Below are 19,937 nucleotides of genomic sequence, written 5' to 3' on the forward strand. Positions count from 1 at the left end.
TGACAGGCCGGTATTCTAACCAACTGAACTACCGGTCCGCATATAAATCTGATCTCACTATCGCTTACGCGAAAGTGGTGGGTGGTACAGGGATCGAACCTGTGACCCCCAGCTTGTAAGGCTGGTGCTCTCCCGGCTGAGCTAACCACCCACGGGATATCTTTCGATATAGTTTTGCGCTCAACAAAGCAGCTTAATGGCGGACCGGACGGGACTCGAACCCGCGACCCCCGGCGTGACAGGCCGGTATTCTAACCAACTGAACTACCGGTCCACATATAAAGCTGTTTGCGTTGAAGCCAATTCAAATGAATTGGTGGGTGGTACAGGGATCGAACCTGTGACCCCCAGCTTGTAAGGCTGGTGCTCTCCCGGCTGAGCTAACCACCCAACGCAGCGATGAAATTGGCGGACCGGACGGGACTCGAACCCGCGACCCCCGGCGTGACAGGCCGGTATTCTAACCAACTGAACTACCGGTCCGCATATCATCAATCAAGTTACATAAGCCATTCGAAAATGGTGGGTGGTACAGGGATCGAACCTGTGACCCCCAGCTTGTAAGGCTGGTGCTCTCCCGGCTGAGCTAACCACCCCCGCAACTTGTGGCGCAAATTATAGGGAATTATCAAACCCTGTCAAATACTTTTTCAAAAAAATTTAAATTATTTTTCAGAGAGTTAGCTCACCAATAGACAGCCCTTCTAACAGCTCTTTCTAATCACTCAAAGCAAGACAGATATATAAAGCAGCAATAAAGATACTTCATCATCAGCGCCTCAAAGCGCTCTTTGCCACATTCATAAATTCACACCTTTCGTGGAACACCCGACACTCAGCCACGCCACCATCGGCATTACGACAAAGCACCAACCGAATATCCATATTCGAATTGCCCGATGAACAGCTAACCATCTACCTTCAGGTAAAAACCGGCCGCAAAGGCCAGACTAATAACAGGGTCATAATTGACGACTCAGATCAACAAACCCCTATCAGCACTAGGTTTTTACAACTTTCGGCTATGCCATCCCTATCTATTTGCTGTTAAAATCCCCCCGCCTGAAAGATTCGCTAGAGGAAGCGCTGACCTCAGGCATGACGCAAAAATATGTCTGGTTTTGCAACACAATCCAATGCCCACGGTACGGTGCGGCGGATTGTCGCGCATCCCTTGATATGCGTCATTGCCAAAAAAGCTGTTGTCCAAGAGACTTCGGCTGGATTCCTTCACTTAAACTCGCTGTTAATGGGAACCTGACATGAGCACAGCAACTGAACAACCGACCTACAATTACAAGGTGGTCCGGCAGTTCGCCATCATGACAGTAGTTTGGGGTATCGTCGGCATGGCCGTCGGTGTCCTGATTGCTGCTCAGCTGGTATGGCCGGCACTTAACTTTGATACTGCTTGGTTGAGCTTTGGTCGTCTTCGTCCACTGCACACTAACGCAGTTATTTTCGCCTTTGGTGGTAGCGCACTGTTTGCTACTTCTTACTACGTCGTACAGCGTACCTGTCAGGTTCGTCTGTTCTCCGACGGCTTAGCTTCCTTCACCTTCTGGGGTTGGCAGCTGATTATCGTTCTAGCAGCTATCTCTCTGCCACTGGGCTGGACGTCCGGTAAAGAGTACGCTGAGCTGGAATGGCCGATCGATATTCTGATCACTGTGGTGTGGGTTGCCTATGCAATCAACTTCCTGGCGACAGTTAAGATCCGTAAAACCTCGCACATCTATGTTGCGAACTGGTTCTACGCGGCATTCATTATCACTGTTGCAATCCTGCACCTTGTAAACAGCGCGGCTCTGCCAGTAAGCATGACTAAGTCTTACTCTGCATACTCCGGCGCTATCGATGCAATGGCACAGTGGTGGTACGGTCACAACGCTGTAGGTTTCTTCCTGACGGCTGGTTTCTTAGGCATGATGTACTACTTCGTTCCTAAGCAAGCAGAGCGTCCGGTTTACTCCTACCGTCTGTCTATCGTTCACTTCTGGGCTCTGATCTGTACTTATATGTGGGCTGGTCCTCACCACCTGCACTACACAGCTCTGCCTGACTGGACTCAGTCTCTGGGTATGGTTATGTCCCTGATCCTGCTGGCTCCATCCTGGGGTGGTATGATCAACGGTATGATGACTCTGTCCGGCGCATGGCACAAACTGCGTAACGATCCCGTTCTGCGCTTCCTGGTTGTATCTCTGTCTTTCTACGGTATGTCTACCTTCGAAGGCCCGATGATGGCAATCAAGACTGTGAACGCACTGTCTCACTATACTGACTGGACTATCGGCCACGTACACGCTGGTGCTCTGGGTTGGGTAGCGATGATCTCTATCGGTGCTATCTATCACCTGATTCCTCGCCTGTTTGATAAAGAGCAGATGCACAGCGTTAACCTGATTAACGTTCACTTCTGGCTGGCGACTATCGGTACTGTTCTTTATATCGCATCTATGTGGGTTAACGGCATCCTGCAAGGTCTGATGTGGCGCGCGGTTAACGCTGACGGCACCCTGACCTACAGCTTTGTTGAAGCACTGGAAGCAAGCCACCCAGGTTACCTGGTTCGCTGGTTAGGCGGTATGTTCTGGGTAGTTGGTATGCTGCTGATGGCGTACAACGTATGGGCTACTGTACGTAACGCTGAAGCCAAACCTGTTGCACAGACAGCCTGATGCTAAGGTAAGGAACGTATAGACATGAAACACGAAAATATTGAAAAGAACGTTGGCTTGATGATCGTACTGATCCTGGTAGCGGTCAGCTTTGGTGGCCTTGCCGAGATCGTGCCTCTGTTCTTCCAGAAGCAAACTACCCAACCTGTTGAAGGTCTGAAACCTCTGACTGCTCTGCAGGTTGAAGGTCGTGACATCTACATCCGTGAAGGCTGCTACGTATGTCACTCTCAAATGATTCGTCCGTTCCGTGCGGAAACTGAGCGTTATGGCCACTACTCTGTAGCTGGTGAGTCTGTATATGACCACCCGTTCCAGTGGGGTTCCAAGCGTACTGGTCCAGATCTGGCTCGTGTTGGCGGTCGTTACTCTGATGACTGGCACCGTGCTCACCTGTACAACCCACGTGACGTAGTACCTGAGTCTAAAATGCCTTCTTACCCTTGGCTGTTCAGCAACACACTGGATGGTCGCCTGACTGCAACTAAGCTGGAAACTCTGCGTTCTCTGGGTGTGCCTTACACCGATGAAGACATCGCAAATGCTAAAGCTGACGTTCAAGGTAAGACTGAAATTGAAGCAATGGTATCTTATCTGCAGCAGCTGGGTACTGTGCTGAAAGACAAACGGTAAGGGTTTATGGATATCAATGATTTACGCGGCGTTTCAACCATTTTCGTAATGGTTGGCTTCATTGGCCTGGTGATCTGGGCCTATAGCAAGCGTCAGAAGAGCAGCTTTGATGAGGCCGCCAATCTGCCTTTCGCCGACGAAGATACCCATAACTCGGGCAAATCAAAATTGGAGAATAAAGACCATGACTAGCTTTTGGAGCGCATGGATCATTGTTATCACTCTGGGTGTGATTGCAGGCTGCTGGTGGGTTCTGTTTGCCAACCGTGTCTCTGCCCCTAAGAGTGGTGATGTGAAGACTATGGGTCATAGCTTCGATGGAATCGAAGAGTATGACAACCCGATGCCACGTTGGTGGTTCATCATGTTCATCGCAACCATCATCTTCAGCCTGGTATATCTGGCGCTGTATCCTGGTCTGGGTACCTTTAAAGGTTTCCTGGGCTGGACTCAGGTGAACCAGTGGGAAGCTGAAATCAAGTATGCTGATGAGCACTACGCACCTATCTTCGACCAGTATGCAAGCATCCCAGTAACGGATCTGGCTCAGGACGAAGAAGCGATGAAAGTTGGTCAGCGTCTGTACGCGAACAACTGTGCACTGTGTCACGGTTCTGACGGTCGCGGCGCTTACGGCTTCCCGAACCTGACAGACACTGACTGGCTGTACGGCGGTTCTGCTGACGCTATCAAGCACACCATCGTTAATGGCCGTAACGGTCAGATGCCAGCTTGGGGTGAAGTACTGGGTGATGAGGGTGTAACCCAAATGACTCAATACGTACTGAGCCTGAGCGGTCAGGAAACTGACGCTGCTGCCGCTAAGACTGGCGGCGCAACCTTCACTGCGATGTGCGCTGCATGTCACGGTGCAGACGGTAAAGGCAACCAGATGCTGGGTGCCCCTAACCTGACTGACAACACTTGGCTGTACCTGAACCCTGAGTGGGGCGTAGCGAAGTCTGTTGAACAGTCTATTCGTCTGGGTCGTAACGGCCACATGCCTGCACAGGCTAAGTATATCGGTGAAGACAAAGTTCACCTGGTAGCTGCCTACGTTTACAGCCTGTCTCAAGGCAAGTAAACACCTGAAGGAATGCGACACAATGTCGCATTCCTTTTCCTCCCTCCCCCCCTAAAAATCCCGTAGAATCCCAGAAACCTGAACCTGTTATTTTTGGTTCCATCTATACCTATATTCAAAAAAAGGTTGGTTAGCGATGAAGGATAGAATTCCTACTCAGGACATCACGGACGCCGCCAAAAAGCGAGCCCACGCCGTTAAGTCTGCAAATGAGCGTAAAATCGAGAAGAAAGATGAGGGGGAAAATCTTTATCAGAAGCGTAAACACATCTATGTGCGTCGCGCGATAGGCTTTTTTACAAACCTGCGTACCTCTATTAACTGGGTTTTCCTGCTCGCCTACTTCTCTTTCTCCTGGCTGCAGTGGGATGGTAAACAGGCGATATTCTTCGACCTGCCGAACCGTCAGTTCCACGTTTTTGGTTTCACCTTCTTCCCCCATGACTTTATGCTGCTGTCGTGGGCGCTAATCATTGCCGCATTCCTGCTGTTCTTTATGACTGTTTTTGCAGGACGTGTCTGGTGCGGCTACGCCTGTCCTCAAAGTGTCTGGACCTTCTTTTATATCTGGGCAGAGCGTGTAACCGAAGGCTCCCGCAACCAGCGTGTGTCACTGGACAAAGCTCCGATGAGCGGCAATAAATTTGTCCGTAAAGCTGCCAAACACGCGATATGGCTGGTAATCGCACTGGCTACAGCTTTTGCATTTGTTGGCTATTTCTCACCGGTTCGCGACCTTGGGCCCCGCATTCTTGCAGGTGAACTAGGTCCATGGGAAACCTGGTGGCTGGTCTTCTTCACAGTAGCAACCTACGTCAATGCTGGCTGGATGCGTGAGCAGGTTTGTATGTATATGTGCCCATACGCCCGCTTCCAGAGTGTGATGTTTGACCGTGATACCCTTGTGGTCTCCTACGATGAGCAACGCGGCGAAGGCCGTGGCCCTCGTAAGAAAGGCGATGACACCTATAAAGAGCGCGGTCTTGGCGACTGTATCGATTGTGGTGTTTGTGTTCAGGTATGCCCGGTAGGTATCGATATTCGTGACGGCCTTCAGTACGAGTGCATCACCTGTGCAGCCTGTATCGACGGCTGTAACGAAATGATGGAAAAAATGGGCTATGAACGCGGTCTTGTTCGTTACACCACCGAGAATGAACTGGAAGGCAAGAAAACCCATATCATGCGTCCGCGCCTGATCGGCTACTTCGTCGCGCTAATGGCCATGATGATCGCTTTCGCCTTCGCAGTAACCGACCGTATCCCTCTGGAACTGGAAGTTCTGCGTGACCGTAACCAGCTTTACCGTATGGATGCGGAAGGCAATGTTGAAAACAGTTTCATCATTAAGCTGGCCAATATGGATCAGGTCACACGTTCCTACGAATTATCGGTAAAAGGCCTCAAAGGACTGGAACTGGTTGGCACAAAAGAAGTCTCAGTGAGCGCCGGTGAAGTGATCAACCTGCCTGTCCGTATGAAGATCAGCCGAGACGATATGTCTGTGCCAAGTGCAGATATCGAAGTCACCGTAAAATCCATCGACGGCTCAAACTATGAGCTGACTAAAGAATCACGCTTTATTGGAGCCGTACAGCGGTAATAACGATGCAGAATACCAATACAAAACCTACAGCATGGTACAAACAATTCTGGCCCTGGTTCCTTCTGGTGCCGCTGATTGTCACTGTGATCGTAGGTATGACTATGCTGACCTTCTCCATTCAGGTGTTTGACGGCACGGTTAACGACAACTACTACAAAGAGGGTCTGGCGATTAACCAGACCCTTGAGAAAGACCACAATGCAACCAAGCTGGGCATGGCTGCCGATGTAAAAGTTGATGGCGTGACCGGTGATGTGCTGGTTAGCCTGAGCGGTCAGCTGGACAGCTGGCCAGCAGAACTGAAACTGGACTTTATCAATCCGACCCGTGCGGCAAAAGACTACGGCATTACTCTGAGTCAGATTGCTGATAATCACTATCGCGGCCAGGTTGAAAAAGCACCTCTTAACCTCTGGTATCTGGATATCACAACGGAAGGTGGCAACTGGCGTCTGAAAGGCAGTGCTGAATTCCCTGTTGAAGAAAGCTTTACCCTGAAAGCTGGCCAATAATACCGGTGGATCGTTATGAGCTTATCCTGTTACCACTGTGGTGAGCCGGTTCCCGCCGGCTCTACCTTTTCTGTTGTTATTGATGATGAAAAACAATCCATGTGCTGCCTTGGCTGCGAAGCCGTAGCCCATGCGATTGTTAATGGCGGTCTTGAAAACTATTACCGCTTCCGTGAAGGTCCGGCGACACGACCTGATGATCTGACCGATGAACAACAGGCTGCTTTTGCCCTGTACGATCGTGACGATGTTCAGGAAAGTTTTGTCCGGGATCTGGGCAATGGAGTAAAAGAAGCTTCTCTTGCCATCGACGGGATCACCTGCGCTGCCTGCGTCTGGCTGATTGAACATCAGGTCAGTCAAAGCAACGGCGTCGATACCATTCGCGTGAACCTCAGTAACCACAGGGCGACCCTGCGCTGGTCTCCGGATAAGATCGCTTTAAGTAAGCTGATGGCGATGTTTGCTGCCATCGGCTTTCAGGCCTTCCCCTATCAGGCCGATGAACAACAGGAACGCCTGGTTAAGCAAGAGCGTAAAACTATACGTCGCCTGATTATCGCAGGCCTTGGCATGATGCAGGCGATGATGTTTGCCATCATGCTGTATGCAGGCGCCTTCGAAGAGATGGAAGAGCAGTATGTGCTTCTGTTCCGCTGGCTATCTCTTGTGGTTTCAGCACCTGTCATCCTCTACTCTGCACAGCCCTTTTTCAGAGCCGCCTTCCGGGATCTGAAAACCCGTCATCTGACGATGGATGTGCCGGTTTCTCTGGCGATTGGCGTAGCCTTTGCCGCCAGTGCCTGGGCAACCGTTACCAATAGTGGCGAAGTCTATTTCGACTCCGTCAGTATGTTTACCTTCTTTCTCCTCTTTGGTCGTTATCTCGAAATGCGGGCACGACATCGCATCGGCCGAAGCGGCAATGCACTGAACACTCTGATTCCGACCAGCACGACACGTCTTAAAAAAGATGGTGGTCAGGAACACGAAGAAGTTGTGCTGACACGTGAATTGCACGAAGGCGATATTCTGCTGATCAAGCCGGGTCACACCATGCCTGCAGACGGTGTCATCATTGAAGGTCAGAGCAGTCTGAATGAATCCGCCCTGACCGGTGAGTATATGCCGGTATCCAAAGCGGCTGGCGACAAGGTACTGGCTGGCACCATGAATGTGGAAAGTCCGCTGAAGATTCAGGTTGAACAAACCGGCCAGAATGCCCGGGTAGCAAATATCGTGCACCTTCTGGATCGAGCCTTTTCTGAACGCCCGAAAACCGCTGAAGTCGCTAACCGTGTCGCACACTGGTTTGTTCTGGCTGTGCTGGTATCTACCTTTGGTGTTGGCATGTACTGGTGGCAGCACAGCCCGGAAGATGCCTTCTGGATTGTACTGTCGGTTCTGGTAGTAACCTGCCCTTGTGCCTTGTCTCTGGCAACACCAACAGCGCTGACCACATCAACCAACGCTTTGCGTGAACAGGGCATTCTGGTAACCCGGGGGCATGTGGTTGAAAGTCTTGCTCAAGCGACGCGAATCGTCTTTGATAAAACAGGCACCCTGACCGAAGGCCGCCTGATTCTGACTCAGACCCGAACCCTGAATGATTCAGTTGACGAAGAAACAGCACTTAAACTGGCTGCAGCCCTTGAGCGTTCATCGGAACACCCTATTGCCCGGGCGTTTGATGAATACCGCGGCTTTTATATGGCCGAAGAGGTTCAGTCTGTACCAGGACAAGGGCTCAGCGGTGTGATTCTGGGTGAAAGCTATCGTATCGGTACGCCAGCATTTGCTACAGACGGCGATAATGCTCCGGCATTGCCTGACGATGGTCAGTGGTTACTTCTGAGTAAAAATCTGCAGCCTCTGGCCTGGTTTGCCATTGGTGACCGTATCCGACCGGGGGCAGAAGAAGCGGTTAGCGCGCTTCAGGCACTGGGACTTCAGGTTGATCTTCTCTCCGGTGACCAATCCGGCGCCGTCAATGCCGTCGCTCAGGCAACCGGTATCCGCAATATCCGCTCCGGTGCCTCTCCTGAAGATAAACTCAGCCATATCCGCAAACTGCAGGAACAAGGCGAGCGCATCATCATGGTCGGTGACGGTGTGAATGACATTCCGGTACTGGCAGGCGCTGATATCTCCATCGCTATGGGTAATGCCACCGATCTGGCGAAAACCAGCGCCGATGCCATTCTGATGTCAGGTCAGCTGCAACGCATCGCAGAAGGTATTACCCTGACCCGCAAAACACGACGGATTATTCGTCAGAACCTGGCCTGGTCAGCAGGTTATAACCTGACAGCTCTGCCACTGGCTGCAGCAGGTATTATCCCGCCTTATCTGGCAGCGATAGGAATGTCAGCAAGTTCTCTGATTGTCGTACTCAACGCACTGCGACTTAATGCTAAACTACCGCGTCTGAAATCTGCTGAGCGCCGCGAGGAGTTGCACGTATGAGTATTTTGTTTCTACTGATCCCACTGTCCCTGATTTTATTGGGCGTGGCGATCTGGGCATTCTTCTGGGCGGTAGACAGCAATCAGTTTGATGATCTGAGCGGCCCTGCTTACAGCATCCTCTACGATGATGATGTTAAGGCTGACAAAAAGCCGTCAGCTGCTGCTACCAAAGATCATCAGTCCGATGTTCAGCAGAGCACCTCAGCGGACTCTGAGGATTCAAAACAGGCGTAATGGACTCCTCTAACCTGCTTCACGTTATGGGGGCTGACTTCAGCCCCATGACTCTCCTTGCCGCTTTTGTTTTTGGCCTTATGGGCAGTGCCCATTGTCTTGGTATGTGCGGTGGCATCATGAGTACCCTGACACTGGCTCGTTCCCCCTCAGGTTCAGGATTCTCCCGACTTCTGGCCTATAATTCCGGGCGTATTTTCAGCTACACCACGGCAGGTGTCATTGTCGCATCCATTGGCTCTTTGCTCAGTGATAGCCTGCTAGTCATCGCCGATGTGATGCGGGTCGTTGCCAGCCTGATTCTGATACTGATGGCGTTTTATATTGCTAACTGGTGGAAAGGACTGGTCTATATCGAAAATGGCGGACGCTTTTTATGGCGCTATCTGCAGCCATTTGCCTCACGACTGATGCCGGTTCGGAACACCTCTCAAGCGCTGGCATTAGGATTGATCTGGGGCTGGCTGCCCTGCGGTCTGGTTTACAGTGTACTGATCTGGGCACTTTCTGTTGCACATCCGCTACAGGGCGCTGCCATTATGCTGTTTTTTGGTCTGGGAACCCTGCCCGCGATGCTGCTTACTGGCGTTTTAGCGAGCCAGATCAAAGATTTAAGCCGTTCATCTGGTGTACGCTCCCTCGCGGCTATCACGATCATAATTTTTGCGCTCTGGCAGCTCGCTCCCTTGTTTACCGGAAGCGACCATCACGGAACTCACAATGCCGGCGCAGACGTTACTTATCCGACAGGTTCGGCAACCCACGAACCTTCCGCTATGGAACAGCTATCGGATGACAGGGCACATTCAGGTGATCACGGTTCGGCAATGCCGAATGACTCAGAAGAATCATCCGCCCACCAGCATTAAGGTTCTGTTTCAGCAGCCGCTGGAACATTAGTGACGGGCCAAACCGAACTATTTTACAGATACCGCATTATCAGATGCACTGCACGGCGATGCCGAATAGGTTTTAACTATGAATACACGGACTCAGATCCAGTGGGATCACGACCTTATCCAGCGTTATAACATCTCTGGTCCCCGCTATACCTCATACCCAACGGCGGTTCAGTTTACCGATCAGTTTGGTGAAGCTGAGTACCGTGCAGCGGCACAACGTAGTGTTGAAGCAGACGGCCCGCTGTCGCTTTATTTCCATATTCCTTTCTGCGACACCATCTGCTTTTACTGTGGCTGCAACAAGATTGCCACCAAAGACACCGCCAAAGCAGAGCCTTATCTGGAACGCGTGTACAAAGAGATCGAAATGCAGGCGGCTCTGGCCAATGCTGAAAACCGTCAGGTAAAACAGCTGCACTGGGGTGGCGGTACGCCAACCTTCCTGAGCCATGACCAGATGCGTCAGCTGATGGCTAAAACCCGTGAAGCCTTCAATCTGCAAGGCAATGACGAGGGCGATTTCTCCATCGAAATCGATCCCCGTGAAGCAACCGGCGAAACCATGGAACTGCTGCGCGAGCTGGGCTTTAATCGTGTCAGCCTCGGCGTGCAGGACTTCAACCCAGCGGTACAGAAAGCGGTTAACCGCATCCAGTCTGAAGAGATGACTCAGGATATTCTGGATCACTCCCGTCGCCTGGGCTTCCGCTCCCTGAATATCGACCTGATCTACGGCCTGCCACTGCAGACTGTAGCGACTTTCAGCGAGACGCTGGAAACCATCATCAAGATGAGCCCGGATCGCATTTCGGTATTCAACTACGCTCACCTGCCAGAGCGCTTCAAGCCTCAGCGTCGCATCAAAGACGAAGAGATTCCTGAGCCAAGCGTAAAACTGCAGATTCTGGAACATACCATCAACCGTCTGGTTGAAGCAGGTTATGTTTATATCGGTATGGATCACTTCGCCAAGCCGGATGACAGCCTGTCCATCGCTCAGCGTGAAGGTAAGCTGCACCGCAACTTCCAGGGTTACACCACGCACTCTGACTGTGACCTGATCGCCATGGGCGTTTCCTCTATCAGTCAGCAGGCAAATACTTACAGCCAGAACTCCTACACTATCGACGAATACGAAGGCTTTATCGACAACGGCAAGCTGCCGGTTATTAAGGGGCTGGAACTCAGTGACGATGACCTTCTGCGCCGCAGTGTGATCAATCAGATCATCTGCCACTTTGAGCTGGATGGCGATGATTTCAGCCGTGATTTCAACATCGACTTTGACGCCTATTTCAAAGAGGAACTGGAGTTCCTGCAGCAGCATCACCGGGATGGTCTAATCGAGTTATCCGGCAACAAGCTGAAGGTGACCCCCGCTGGCCGCCTGCTGGTACGTGCCGTTTGTATGGCCTTTGATAAGTATCTGGATAAGAAGGCTCTGACTCAGTCTTACTCACGCATCATCTGATTTTTTAAATGCATAAAGACTAAAGGAGAAGGCTAAGGCTTCTCCTTTTTTTGCTTCAGATCAGATATTCTGGTAAATCTGATATGCATCAAAAAAACTTTGCGTAGTTAAGCAAAATGTTCATAATGAGCTACAGCCTTTGAATTTTAGAGGCGTCCGTGAGCCATTTCGTAAGTCATTAGCCCGGAGTTCTGATATGCCAAAGGGGCAACTTAAGGGAATATGTTTTCACCCAAGCAAGGAAACTAAGTGTGTAACCTGCAGCCTGAGTTCACTCTGCTTGCCAATCTCACTTAACTTTGAAGACATTGACCAGCTGGATAAAATCATCAAGCGACGTCAGCCGCTGAAAAAGGGTGAGCACCTGTTCCATCAGGGCGATCGCTTTGATTGTGTTTACGCAGTACGTTCCGGCAGTATCAAAAACTACGCCATGACCAATGATGGCGAAGAGCAGATCACCAATTTCCATCTGCCAAGTGAACTGGTTGGTTTAGATGGTATCGATTGCGAAACCTACCCTGTTTCAGCAAAAGCGCTGGAAACTACCACCGTTTGCGAAATTCCGTTTGCTCGCCTAGAAGAACTGGCGAAAGAACTGCCAGAGCTTCGTTCTCAGGTTCTGCGCATCATGAGCCGTGAGCTGCGTGATGATAAGCAGATGATGATGCTGTTAAGTAAGAAGAATGCTGAGCAGCGTGTTGCGACCTTCCTGACGAATCTCTCAACCCGCTTTAAGCGTCGTGGTTACTCGCCCTTTACTTTCCGTCTGCCGATGTCCCGTAACGAGATCGGTAACTATCTGGGCCTGGCGGTTGAAACGGTAAGTCGTGTCTTTACCCGTTTCCAGAACAGCGATCTGATCGCCGTAAACGGTAAAGAAGTTCATATCCTGAATATGGATGATCTGAGCGCTCTGGCCGGTTTGCCGGATCAGGAACAGAAGATTCCTCAGGAAGCGAAGTTGGCCAGCGAAGGCTAAACTGACGCAAAGAAGAGAATAAAAAAGAGAGCCTAGGCTCTCTTTTTTTATTCTATGGTCAGGTAAAACCTGATCAGCCTGCATCAACAATATCGATACGCTGCGCCATCATCTTCAGCTGCTTCTGCTCCAGATTTTTGAAATCAAACAGCTCAGTATCACCCAACTGGGAAGGCGCTACATTCTGCATCGCGCGGAACATAGTATCCAGACGCCCCGGATGCTGTTTTTCCCAGCTTTGCAGCATCTCTTTAACCACCTGACGCTGCAGACCATCCTGCGAACCACACAGATTACACGGAATAATCGGGAACTCTTTCAGCTCAGAGAAGGCTTCAATATCTTTTTCCACACAATACGCCAGTGGACGGATCACAATGTTCTTACCGTCATCGCTCAGCAGCTTCGGCGGCATCGCCTTCAAAGTACCGCCATAGAACATATTCAGGAACAGGGTTTCCAGCATGTCATCACGGTGATGGCCAAGGGCAATTTTGGTTGCGCCGATCTCTTCGGCAAAACCGTACAGAGAACCACGACGCAGGCGTGAGCACAACGCACAGGTGGTTTTACCTTCCGGCACTTTCTCCTGAACAATGCTGTAGGTATCACGCTCGAGAATATGGTATTCCACGCCGATAGACGCCAGATATTCCGGCAGCACATGCTCAGGGAAACCCGGCTGCTTCTGATCCAGATTCACCGCAACCAATTGAAAATTAACCGGCGCACTCTTCTGCAGACTCATCAGAATATCCAGCATGGTGTAAGAGTCTTTACCACCGGACAAACAGACCATCACCTTATCGCCTTCCTGGATCATGTTGTAGTCGGCAATCGCCTGTCCGACATGACGGCGTAAACGCTTTTGCAGTTTGTTAAACTCGCGTTTTTCTTTCGGTAATAGTTCCTGCATGGGGTCTCCTGTGGCATGGGAAAACTGAGGGGGTCTTTTACCCAAAATACGCAGACTTGTAAACTCGAAGCCGCGATAAAAAAGCACAAAAAATGACAACACTTTGATGTTTAAAGCGTTTATGATGATCTTTAATTTTTATACGCTTGGATAAGGTCCATCCCGGACAACAATGGATGACAGGTAAGGCGTTAGATGAACACTCTGCAGAGATCCCGTCTGCTGGATACGATTCAGCTGGTTCTTGAAGCTCACCCTCAGGGTCTGAATGAGCACGCCCTGATCAAAGCTCTGGGCGAAACCGGCGTTATTGAGGTAACTCCGGCAACTTTCTCCGATACCATGACGCTGTTCCGAACCCATTTTCTGGTCTATAACGCACTCTATGAACTGAAAGATGAGCTGATCAAAAAAGCTCACTGGATCATGGAGATCTCAGCGGTCAATATTCAGCTTCACCCCTACGAGTTCGGTCATGATCTTCTCGAAGAGAAAGATCCGATGCGCGACTATTATCTTGATCTGACAGCCCTTCAGGAAACCACTGAAGAGGAACTGGACGATATGTTGCGAAACTTCTGGAAGAAGATCGATATCGAAGAGGAAAAACAGGTCAAACGCGGCCTGAGCCAGCGGGCTCTGGAATGCCTAGAACTGTGCGAACCCATTACCTTTGCAGAAATTAAACAGCGCTATCGCAAGCTGGCGATGCAGCATCATCCTGACCGGGGCGGCGATCCGATAAAAATTCAGGAAATTAATGAAGCTATGGCGATTTTAAAGGCAGCTTTCCAATGAGAAAACTCACCGCACTGACATCATTTTTATTTGCAGGTCTGTTGCTGATTCAAAGCCCACTGAGTTTTGCAGCTAAACACGCAGTCGTACTTCAATACCAGCATATCAGTGACAGAACCCCTCCCAGCAAAAGCGCCAGTGAACGTGAGTTTTTGTCCCACCTGCGGTATCTGGAAACCAATGGCTTTAATGTCTGGCCATTAGAGAAGATTGTGGATCGCCTGAAGCGCAAGCAAACTATTCCGGATAAAACAGTGGCCATTACCTTTGACCACGCTTATATCAGTGTTTATGACACCGCCCTCAAGCATCTGTCGGCCCGCAAAATGCCCTTCACCGTTTTTGTAGCTGCAGCTCCGATCATGAAAGAACACCCTCTCTATATGAGCTGGCAACAACTACGGGAAGTACAAAAGGCTGGCGGAACCATCGGAAGTATGGGCATCACCTCCAGCAACCTCGCCAAAGGCCTGCCTGATGAGCGCCCGGAACAGCGCCAGACCCGAATCGCTAAAGAGATTGACCTGAACCAGGCCGCTCTGCAGAAATTTCTGGGGGTCTCACCAAAACTTTTTGCCTACGAAGAAGGTCAGGCCGATGAGATTGCCCGCAAAGTCATTCGCTCCAAGGGCTTAGCAGCCTTTGGCCTGCATCAGGGCCCAGTCAGTCGCTATACCAGCACCGATTACCTGCCTCGCTTTACCGCTACCGGCTCAGCCAGCAATGTGAATAATCTGTCAGTCAAACTGACCAGCCTCCCTTTGCCGGTGCGAAAGGTAAAAGCTCAACCAACCATTCTGGCAGCAGACAACAAACGACCTCAGGCACAGGTTGAGCTACTTTCCGGAAGCTATCAGCTAAGTGGCCTGCGTTGTAAAAATGGCGATGGGCTACCGGTAAGCACTTACACCAGCAGTGAAGAAGGTAAGCGTCCGGTCTTTATGATGCAGAGTAAACTCGGTGAAAAAGTGGGGCCGATCGAATACACCTGCCTGGCTCCTCACGATAAATCGACCCGTTTCTATTGGTTCTCCCACACCTGGATTCTGCCTAACCAGAAAGGCTACTGGTGATCAGAAGAGCACCTTACCTGACATTCAGAAACCGGAGTTCAGCTCCGGTTTTTTAGCTTTATCTCCAGCTGCACCTCCCCCATAACCCCTTCAAAAACCTACTCTCAAAACAAAAGAAGGCTTGGAGACTGTCAGCAACATTTCGACTTAATCGACAGAAAAACCCGGTTTCTTGTGCTTTTTATTCTCAGTTAAACGATTATTCTGTTAAGCGTTAATTTGAGAAGAAATGAGGTTGAAGATGGGCTTACTGGTTGAAGGTCAATGGCAGGACAAATGGTACGATACGAAAAAGAGCGGCGGACGCTTTGTTCGTGAAGACGCTCAGTTCCGTCATCAGCTCGGCGGGGATCAGCACTCTGCTGTAGACAACCGATACCACCTTTATATCTCTCATGCCTGTCCCTGGGCACACAGAACCATGATTGTCCGACATCTCAAGGGACTCGAAAACCTGATTCCTTTCACTGCTGTTTCACCCGATATGCTGGAAAACGGTTGGGTGTACGATACTCCGGAGCCAAACTACGGATATCAGTTCCATCACCAACTTTATACTCACGCCAAAAAGGACTATACCGGCCGTGTTACCGTGCCCGTATTATGGGATCTGAAGCAGGAAACGATCGTTAACAACGAATCCTCCGAGATCATTCGCCTGTTTAACACCGCCTATAACGCAGTTACAGGCAATCATATTGATCTTTACCCGGAGCATCTCAGGGAAGAAATCGAACAGTGGAATGAGCTGGTTTATCCCAATATTAATAACGGGGTGTATCGCTGTGGTTTCGCTACCACACAGCAAGCTTATGAAGAGGCCTTTACACCACTGTTTGAAACTCTGGATAAGCTGGAAGCCAGACTTGAAGAGACACCTTACCTGACAGGCGAATACCTTACCGAAGCAGATATACGTCTGTTTACAACGCTTATTCGCTTCGACCCTGTGTATGTCGGTCATTTTAAGTGCAATTTACGCAGAATAGCTGATTACCCGAATCTTTGGGATTACACCAAGGCGATCTACCAGTTCAAAGAAATTCGCGACACCGTGCATTTTGATGAGATTAAGCGGCACTACTATTTCAGCCATGCCAATATCAACCCAACTCAGGTTGTCCCCGCAGGGCCGGATATGACATCACTGAATACACCTGTTAAACGGCCTGCTCCCAAGCTGTTTCAGAGCTGAACAGCCAAAGTCCAGTTCACAATCTCACTCTTAAACAAAAAAGGCCTGCAATCATTATTGCAGGCCAACTCTACAGAGTAGCACTTGTCTAACGGGGAACCTGAAGCCGGGGTCGGCTTAATTCTTCATTAAAGAGGTCGGCACCTTAACTGGTTGGAACCGGCCCTTTCAGCAAACGAACGTACATCAGTGCTGTCGTGATCGCATCGCCCAAAGCACTGTGACGCTGACCGACCATAGGCACACCCAGCTTCTCAGCAATCGTTTCAAAATGCAGATCGGGTTGCAGCTCAGGATTAGCCCGCTTCACCTTAGTCAGATAGCGGTGAGACAGCTCAATGGTCTTATTCGGCAGACTGAAACCAAAACGAGGACGGATAAAACGGTTCAATACCGTAATATCGTAATCGATGTAGTACCCCATAATCGGACGATTGCCAATAAACTGCAGCAGCTGCTCCAGTGCATCCGGTAATACTTCACCGCCCCTCAGATCAACACCGCGAATACGGTGGATCTTTATAGAGTCACCAGTCAGGCTCTCAGGCTTCTGTAACTTGATATCCAGCTTGTCACTGGTCAGCACCTGAGTACCTTTAATTTTAACTGCAGCGATAGAAACCAGCTCTGCTTTTTGCGGATCAAGATCCGTCATTTCACAGTCCAGAGCGATCACTTCATCACCATCATAAGGCTCAAACATAAAGGCATAATCACCATCTTTATGAGCCCATTTATCGGTAGCAGTTCTTATTGTTTTTAAAACCATGTTGCTTACCTCACACGACGAATTTTTAAATTTTATTCTTATCTTTCAAGATGGTATCGGTGTGACATTCTCGATTTAAACTCTTTTACCATGTGCAGGGCTTCCCTGAGCAGATCCCGGTCAAGCTTGTTCAGCCCAACAGCACTGACCAGATTTCCCTCGCTCGCCGCAGCCTGACCATTAGCAACCTTAAGTTGCTGCTGAAGTCTCAGAGTGCTCAGCACCGCCAGAGCTTCAGCCAGATCATCGGCGAATTTGCGCTTCATCACACGCTTTTCTACCAGAGCCTCAATACGTTGAAAGGTATTGGTCTCTTTAATTTTGAACTGCAACGCCATCGTACGGATGCCATGAACAATCGGGAAAATCCCCCCCTTCTTGATATCCATACCATCTGAGTCTTTCAGGCCACCAAAGAAGGTCAAAGGTGTGCTGAAACGACGCAACGGCATTGCGAAGTAGGAATAAAACACTTCATTACCTTCCAGAGTCTGGAAGAGTTTATCCCTTAAATTGCTAAACAGGCGCTCATCACCGGCAACCGCATGAGCATCAACAAAGATCGCCAGATTCATCAGACCAGTGCCCTCAACGGAGCTGGTCCAGTGATTTAACGTCTTGCGCCATTCGGACTCACGCATCACCCACTCAGGGTTGGATACCATGATATTGCCCGGGCAAAGCGGATAACCAAAGTCCAGCAAGGTACTGGTGAACTTCTCCATCACCTTGCTGCATTCATCCCAATCCAGGTCGTCCGCAATAATCAGGGCATTATCCTGATCGGTTTTTAAAACCTGTTCACCGCGACCTTCACTACCCATAACAAGCAAGCAGGTCTTTTTACGTATCTCTTCCGGAACCAGTTGTTCGTAGGCCTTGGCAATAATACGGCCATTCAGTGCGGCCAGCAGGTCCATCGCGAACCGGACTTTGACCCCCTGCGCCACCAAGCCATTGATCAGCTCTGTAGTACCTTTCGCTGCTCGAGCCAGCTCTTCCAGATTACTGGCTCGCTCAATCTGCAGACCAATTACGTGAGACTGACTGGAGAAGAAACTCAGTACATCCGTCAGCTCAACCAAACCCGCCAGTTTATTGTGATCAAAGACCACAACACGCTGAATTTTGTGGCGGGTCATCAGTACCAGTGCGTTAAAGAGAAAATCATCACACTGAACCGTTAACAGGTCATAGCTGGCCAGGTCACAAATATCACTGTCCAGCCCCATATCCTGAAGTACAACACCTTCGAGAAGGTCCGTACGGGTTACCATGCCGTACTGACTGCCCTTCTGTACTAAAAGACAGTCAGAATGCTGTTCACGCATGGTACGGGTTGCTTCCAGAATTGTGGTTCCGGACTGCAGAATAACCGCTTCCCGTAAAACCGAACTCCCAACCTTCGCCAACATAAACGACGACATATCGCCGCTGCCCAGTTTTTCACTGCGGCGCTGTTCCAGCAGTCTGGCCTTTTCCGCCAACGTATTCTGAAAGTAGGCAGCAAAGGCTTCATTGGCCTCCATCAGGCCAAGAAAGACCTCTTTCGGTAACAACCAGGCTATCGTCTCTTCAAGGGTCTTGAAGGTATAGCGGCTGGAACCATTGATAATGCTGATCGCGCCAAAAAGATCTTCATGTGCATATTCGCGGATTACTCCGCCATCCGGGTCAGTATCTTTAGCTTTCGTGTCCAGCTCGACCACAGCCCCTTTAAGGACAACATACACTGACTCAGTAACCTGCCCGGCATCGATAATGACCTCATCCTGACCAAAGTAGCCAAGATCAAGACGGGATATCAGAAGTTGCTGCTCTTCCGTGGTCAGCAAATCAAAAGGCGGGTGAGAAAGATCAAACTCATTGCTCATAGATTTTTATCCTTGTTATCAGAGCTGAAGATCAGGGATGACACTTTCCGAATATGTACGCTAACAGCATTACCATTTATACGGTTAAAAAATGTTATGAAATGAATCTAGCAGACCCGCCAGTCAGCTGTAAGCCGTACTTTAGTTCAACGCTACAGCTGACGGGGATTTAAGTAATGAGGGGGGATTTATAAGCAAGCCTGAGACAACAGGCGGTCGCTTTGTAACAGTAGTTGCTTTTTATCGACTTCGAGGGCGCCTTTATCACTCACAGGTAAAAGCTCACGAGTATCACAGTTAAGTACAAAATGGTTATTTGCCACACGATCGGTGTAGTGCTTCTCAAAACGATACAGAGCAAATTCAGCAATACGCTGGTTTTCAATCACTCGGGTATTCAGAGTCTTACTGTCCAGCACAGTAAAGGCTGAAGTCATTGGAAAGATATAAGTCCATGGACGCCAGATCTTTCCCGGGGCTTCTGAAGACACAACAACAGATTCTGAAGGTAACTTTTCAAGCTTATGGCCGTACCAGCCGTAATCCATATTAATTTGATAAGCCAGCATTCCTGCACCGGCAAAAGCGGGAACAAACCACTTTGGAAGTTTTCCACGGCTAAGTTTACGTAGTATCAAAGCGATACCTGCGGCTGCCAAACCGGCCGAAAAAGCGGCTAATAAATGCCAGATCATAAAAAATCTATCCTCAAAATCTTATCCTGAAAGTAAAACGGGCT

Annotated in this window: 18 protein-coding genes and 5 tRNA genes; 14 read left to right on the forward strand and 9 right to left on the reverse strand. The window is 49.8% G+C overall.

Annotated elements, in window-relative coordinates:
• Positions 1-75 precede the first annotated feature (75 nt).
• The 5 genes from BV405_RS13985 to BV405_RS14005 form a co-directional block, all read right to left on the reverse strand.
• A tRNA-Val gene (locus BV405_RS13985) sits at positions 76-151 on the reverse strand.
• A gap of 46 nt (positions 152-197) precedes the next feature.
• A tRNA-Asp gene (locus BV405_RS13990) sits at positions 198-274 on the reverse strand.
• Positions 275-314: 40 nt separating this feature from the next.
• Positions 315-390 (reverse strand) — tRNA-Val (locus BV405_RS13995).
• Positions 391-406: 16 nt separating this feature from the next.
• Positions 407-483, reverse strand: a tRNA-Asp gene (locus BV405_RS14000).
• Between the two features lie 37 nt (positions 484-520).
• Positions 521-596, reverse strand: a tRNA-Val gene (locus BV405_RS14005).
• A gap of 666 nt (positions 597-1,262) precedes the next feature.
• Here BV405_RS14005 and ccoN point away from each other — a divergent pair.
• From ccoN to fnr, 11 genes are all read left to right on the forward strand, one after another.
• Entirely contained in the window at positions 1,263-2,681 is a 1,419-nt protein-coding gene (ccoN, locus tag BV405_RS14010; RefSeq protein ID WP_086481516.1) for a cytochrome-c oxidase, cbb3-type subunit I, read from the forward strand.
• A gap of 24 nt (positions 2,682-2,705) precedes the next feature.
• Complete coding sequence (gene ccoO / locus BV405_RS14015) at positions 2,706-3,314, forward strand: cytochrome-c oxidase, cbb3-type subunit II (protein ID WP_086481517.1); 609 nt, start codon at positions 2,706-2,708, stop codon at positions 3,312-3,314.
• A 6-nt stretch (positions 3,315-3,320) separates the two neighbouring features.
• Positions 3,321-3,506: a cbb3-type cytochrome oxidase subunit 3 gene (locus BV405_RS14020; RefSeq protein WP_086481518.1), complete on the forward strand. Its 186-nt coding sequence runs from the start codon at positions 3,321-3,323 to the stop codon at positions 3,504-3,506.
• Positions 3,499-4,398, forward strand: coding sequence for a cytochrome-c oxidase, cbb3-type subunit III (gene ccoP, locus BV405_RS14025; RefSeq protein WP_086481519.1), 900 nt, complete (start codon positions 3,499-3,501; stop codon positions 4,396-4,398). Before BV405_RS14020 ends, ccoP begins: the two co-directional genes overlap by 8 nt.
• 136 nt (positions 4,399-4,534) lie before the next feature.
• Positions 4,535-6,001 carry a cytochrome c oxidase accessory protein CcoG gene (ccoG, locus tag BV405_RS14030; RefSeq protein ID WP_086481520.1) on the forward strand — a complete coding sequence of 489 codons (1,467 nt, stop codon included), beginning with the start codon at positions 4,535-4,537 and terminating at the stop codon, positions 5,999-6,001.
• Positions 6,002-6,006: 5 nt separating this feature from the next.
• Positions 6,007-6,516: a FixH family protein gene (locus BV405_RS14035; RefSeq protein WP_086481521.1), complete on the forward strand. Its 510-nt coding sequence runs from the start codon at positions 6,007-6,009 to the stop codon at positions 6,514-6,516.
• A 15-nt stretch (positions 6,517-6,531) separates the two neighbouring features.
• Complete coding sequence (locus BV405_RS14040; RefSeq protein WP_086481522.1) at positions 6,532-8,982, forward strand: heavy metal translocating P-type ATPase; 2,451 nt, start codon at positions 6,532-6,534, stop codon at positions 8,980-8,982.
• Positions 8,979-9,218: a cbb3-type cytochrome oxidase assembly protein CcoS gene (ccoS, locus tag BV405_RS14045; protein WP_086481523.1), complete on the forward strand. Its 240-nt coding sequence runs from the start codon at positions 8,979-8,981 to the stop codon at positions 9,216-9,218. Before BV405_RS14040 ends, ccoS begins: the two co-directional genes overlap by 4 nt.
• Positions 9,218-10,087, forward strand: coding sequence for a sulfite exporter TauE/SafE family protein (locus tag BV405_RS14050; RefSeq protein ID WP_342743973.1), 870 nt, complete (start codon positions 9,218-9,220; stop codon positions 10,085-10,087). The genes ccoS and BV405_RS14050 overlap by 1 nt, the downstream gene beginning before the upstream one ends.
• A gap of 109 nt (positions 10,088-10,196) precedes the next feature.
• Positions 10,197-11,591, forward strand: coding sequence for an oxygen-independent coproporphyrinogen III oxidase (gene hemN, locus BV405_RS14055; protein WP_086481524.1), 1,395 nt, complete (start codon positions 10,197-10,199; stop codon positions 11,589-11,591).
• A gap of 196 nt (positions 11,592-11,787) precedes the next feature.
• Positions 11,788-12,573: a fumarate/nitrate reduction transcriptional regulator Fnr gene (gene fnr, locus BV405_RS14060; protein ID WP_086481525.1), complete on the forward strand. Its 786-nt coding sequence runs from the start codon at positions 11,788-11,790 to the stop codon at positions 12,571-12,573.
• Between the two features lie 73 nt (positions 12,574-12,646).
• Here the strand turns inward: fnr and ttcA are convergent, their stop codons facing one another.
• The gene (ttcA, locus tag BV405_RS14065) at positions 12,647-13,489 is read right to left on the reverse strand and encodes a tRNA 2-thiocytidine(32) synthetase TtcA (protein WP_086481526.1); all 843 of its coding nucleotides are present in this window, start codon (positions 13,487-13,489) and stop codon (positions 12,647-12,649) included.
• A gap of 195 nt (positions 13,490-13,684) precedes the next feature.
• On the opposite strand from ttcA, the gene BV405_RS14070 reads away from it, so the two are divergent.
• The 3 genes from BV405_RS14070 (at position 13,685) to BV405_RS14080 (ending at position 16,555) form a co-directional block, all read left to right on the forward strand.
• Positions 13,685-14,287, forward strand: a complete 603-nt coding sequence (locus BV405_RS14070; protein ID WP_086481527.1) for a DNA-J related domain-containing protein — start codon at positions 13,685-13,687, stop codon at positions 14,285-14,287.
• Positions 14,284-15,360 (forward strand): polysaccharide deacetylase family protein, encoded by a 1,077-nt coding sequence (locus BV405_RS14075; RefSeq protein ID WP_086481528.1) that lies wholly within the window; start codon positions 14,284-14,286, stop codon positions 15,358-15,360. Before BV405_RS14070 ends, BV405_RS14075 begins: the two co-directional genes overlap by 4 nt.
• A gap of 241 nt (positions 15,361-15,601) precedes the next feature.
• Positions 15,602-16,555 (forward strand): glutathione S-transferase family protein, encoded by a 954-nt coding sequence (locus BV405_RS14080; RefSeq protein ID WP_086481529.1) that lies wholly within the window; start codon positions 15,602-15,604, stop codon positions 16,553-16,555.
• A gap of 145 nt (positions 16,556-16,700) precedes the next feature.
• Here the strand turns inward: BV405_RS14080 and BV405_RS14085 are convergent, their stop codons facing one another.
• The 3 genes from BV405_RS14085 to BV405_RS14095 form a co-directional block, all read right to left on the reverse strand.
• Positions 16,701-17,324: a 3'-5' exonuclease gene (locus tag BV405_RS14085; protein WP_086481530.1), complete on the reverse strand. Its 624-nt coding sequence runs from the start codon at positions 17,322-17,324 to the stop codon at positions 16,701-16,703.
• A gap of 38 nt (positions 17,325-17,362) precedes the next feature.
• The gene (locus BV405_RS14090) at positions 17,363-19,198 is read right to left on the reverse strand and encodes a DUF294 nucleotidyltransferase-like domain-containing protein (RefSeq protein WP_086481531.1); all 1,836 of its coding nucleotides are present in this window, start codon (positions 19,196-19,198) and stop codon (positions 17,363-17,365) included.
• Positions 19,199-19,386: 188 nt separating this feature from the next.
• On the reverse strand, positions 19,387-19,893 hold the full coding sequence (locus tag BV405_RS14095) for a hypothetical protein (protein ID WP_086481532.1): 507 nt from the start codon (positions 19,891-19,893) through the stop codon (positions 19,387-19,389).
• Positions 19,894-19,937: the final 44 nt, after the last annotated feature.

This window comes from Oceanospirillum sanctuarii (assembly GCF_002150805.1).
GTDB classification, from domain to species: domain Bacteria; phylum Pseudomonadota; class Gammaproteobacteria; order Pseudomonadales; family Halomonadaceae; genus Oceanospirillum; species Oceanospirillum sanctuarii.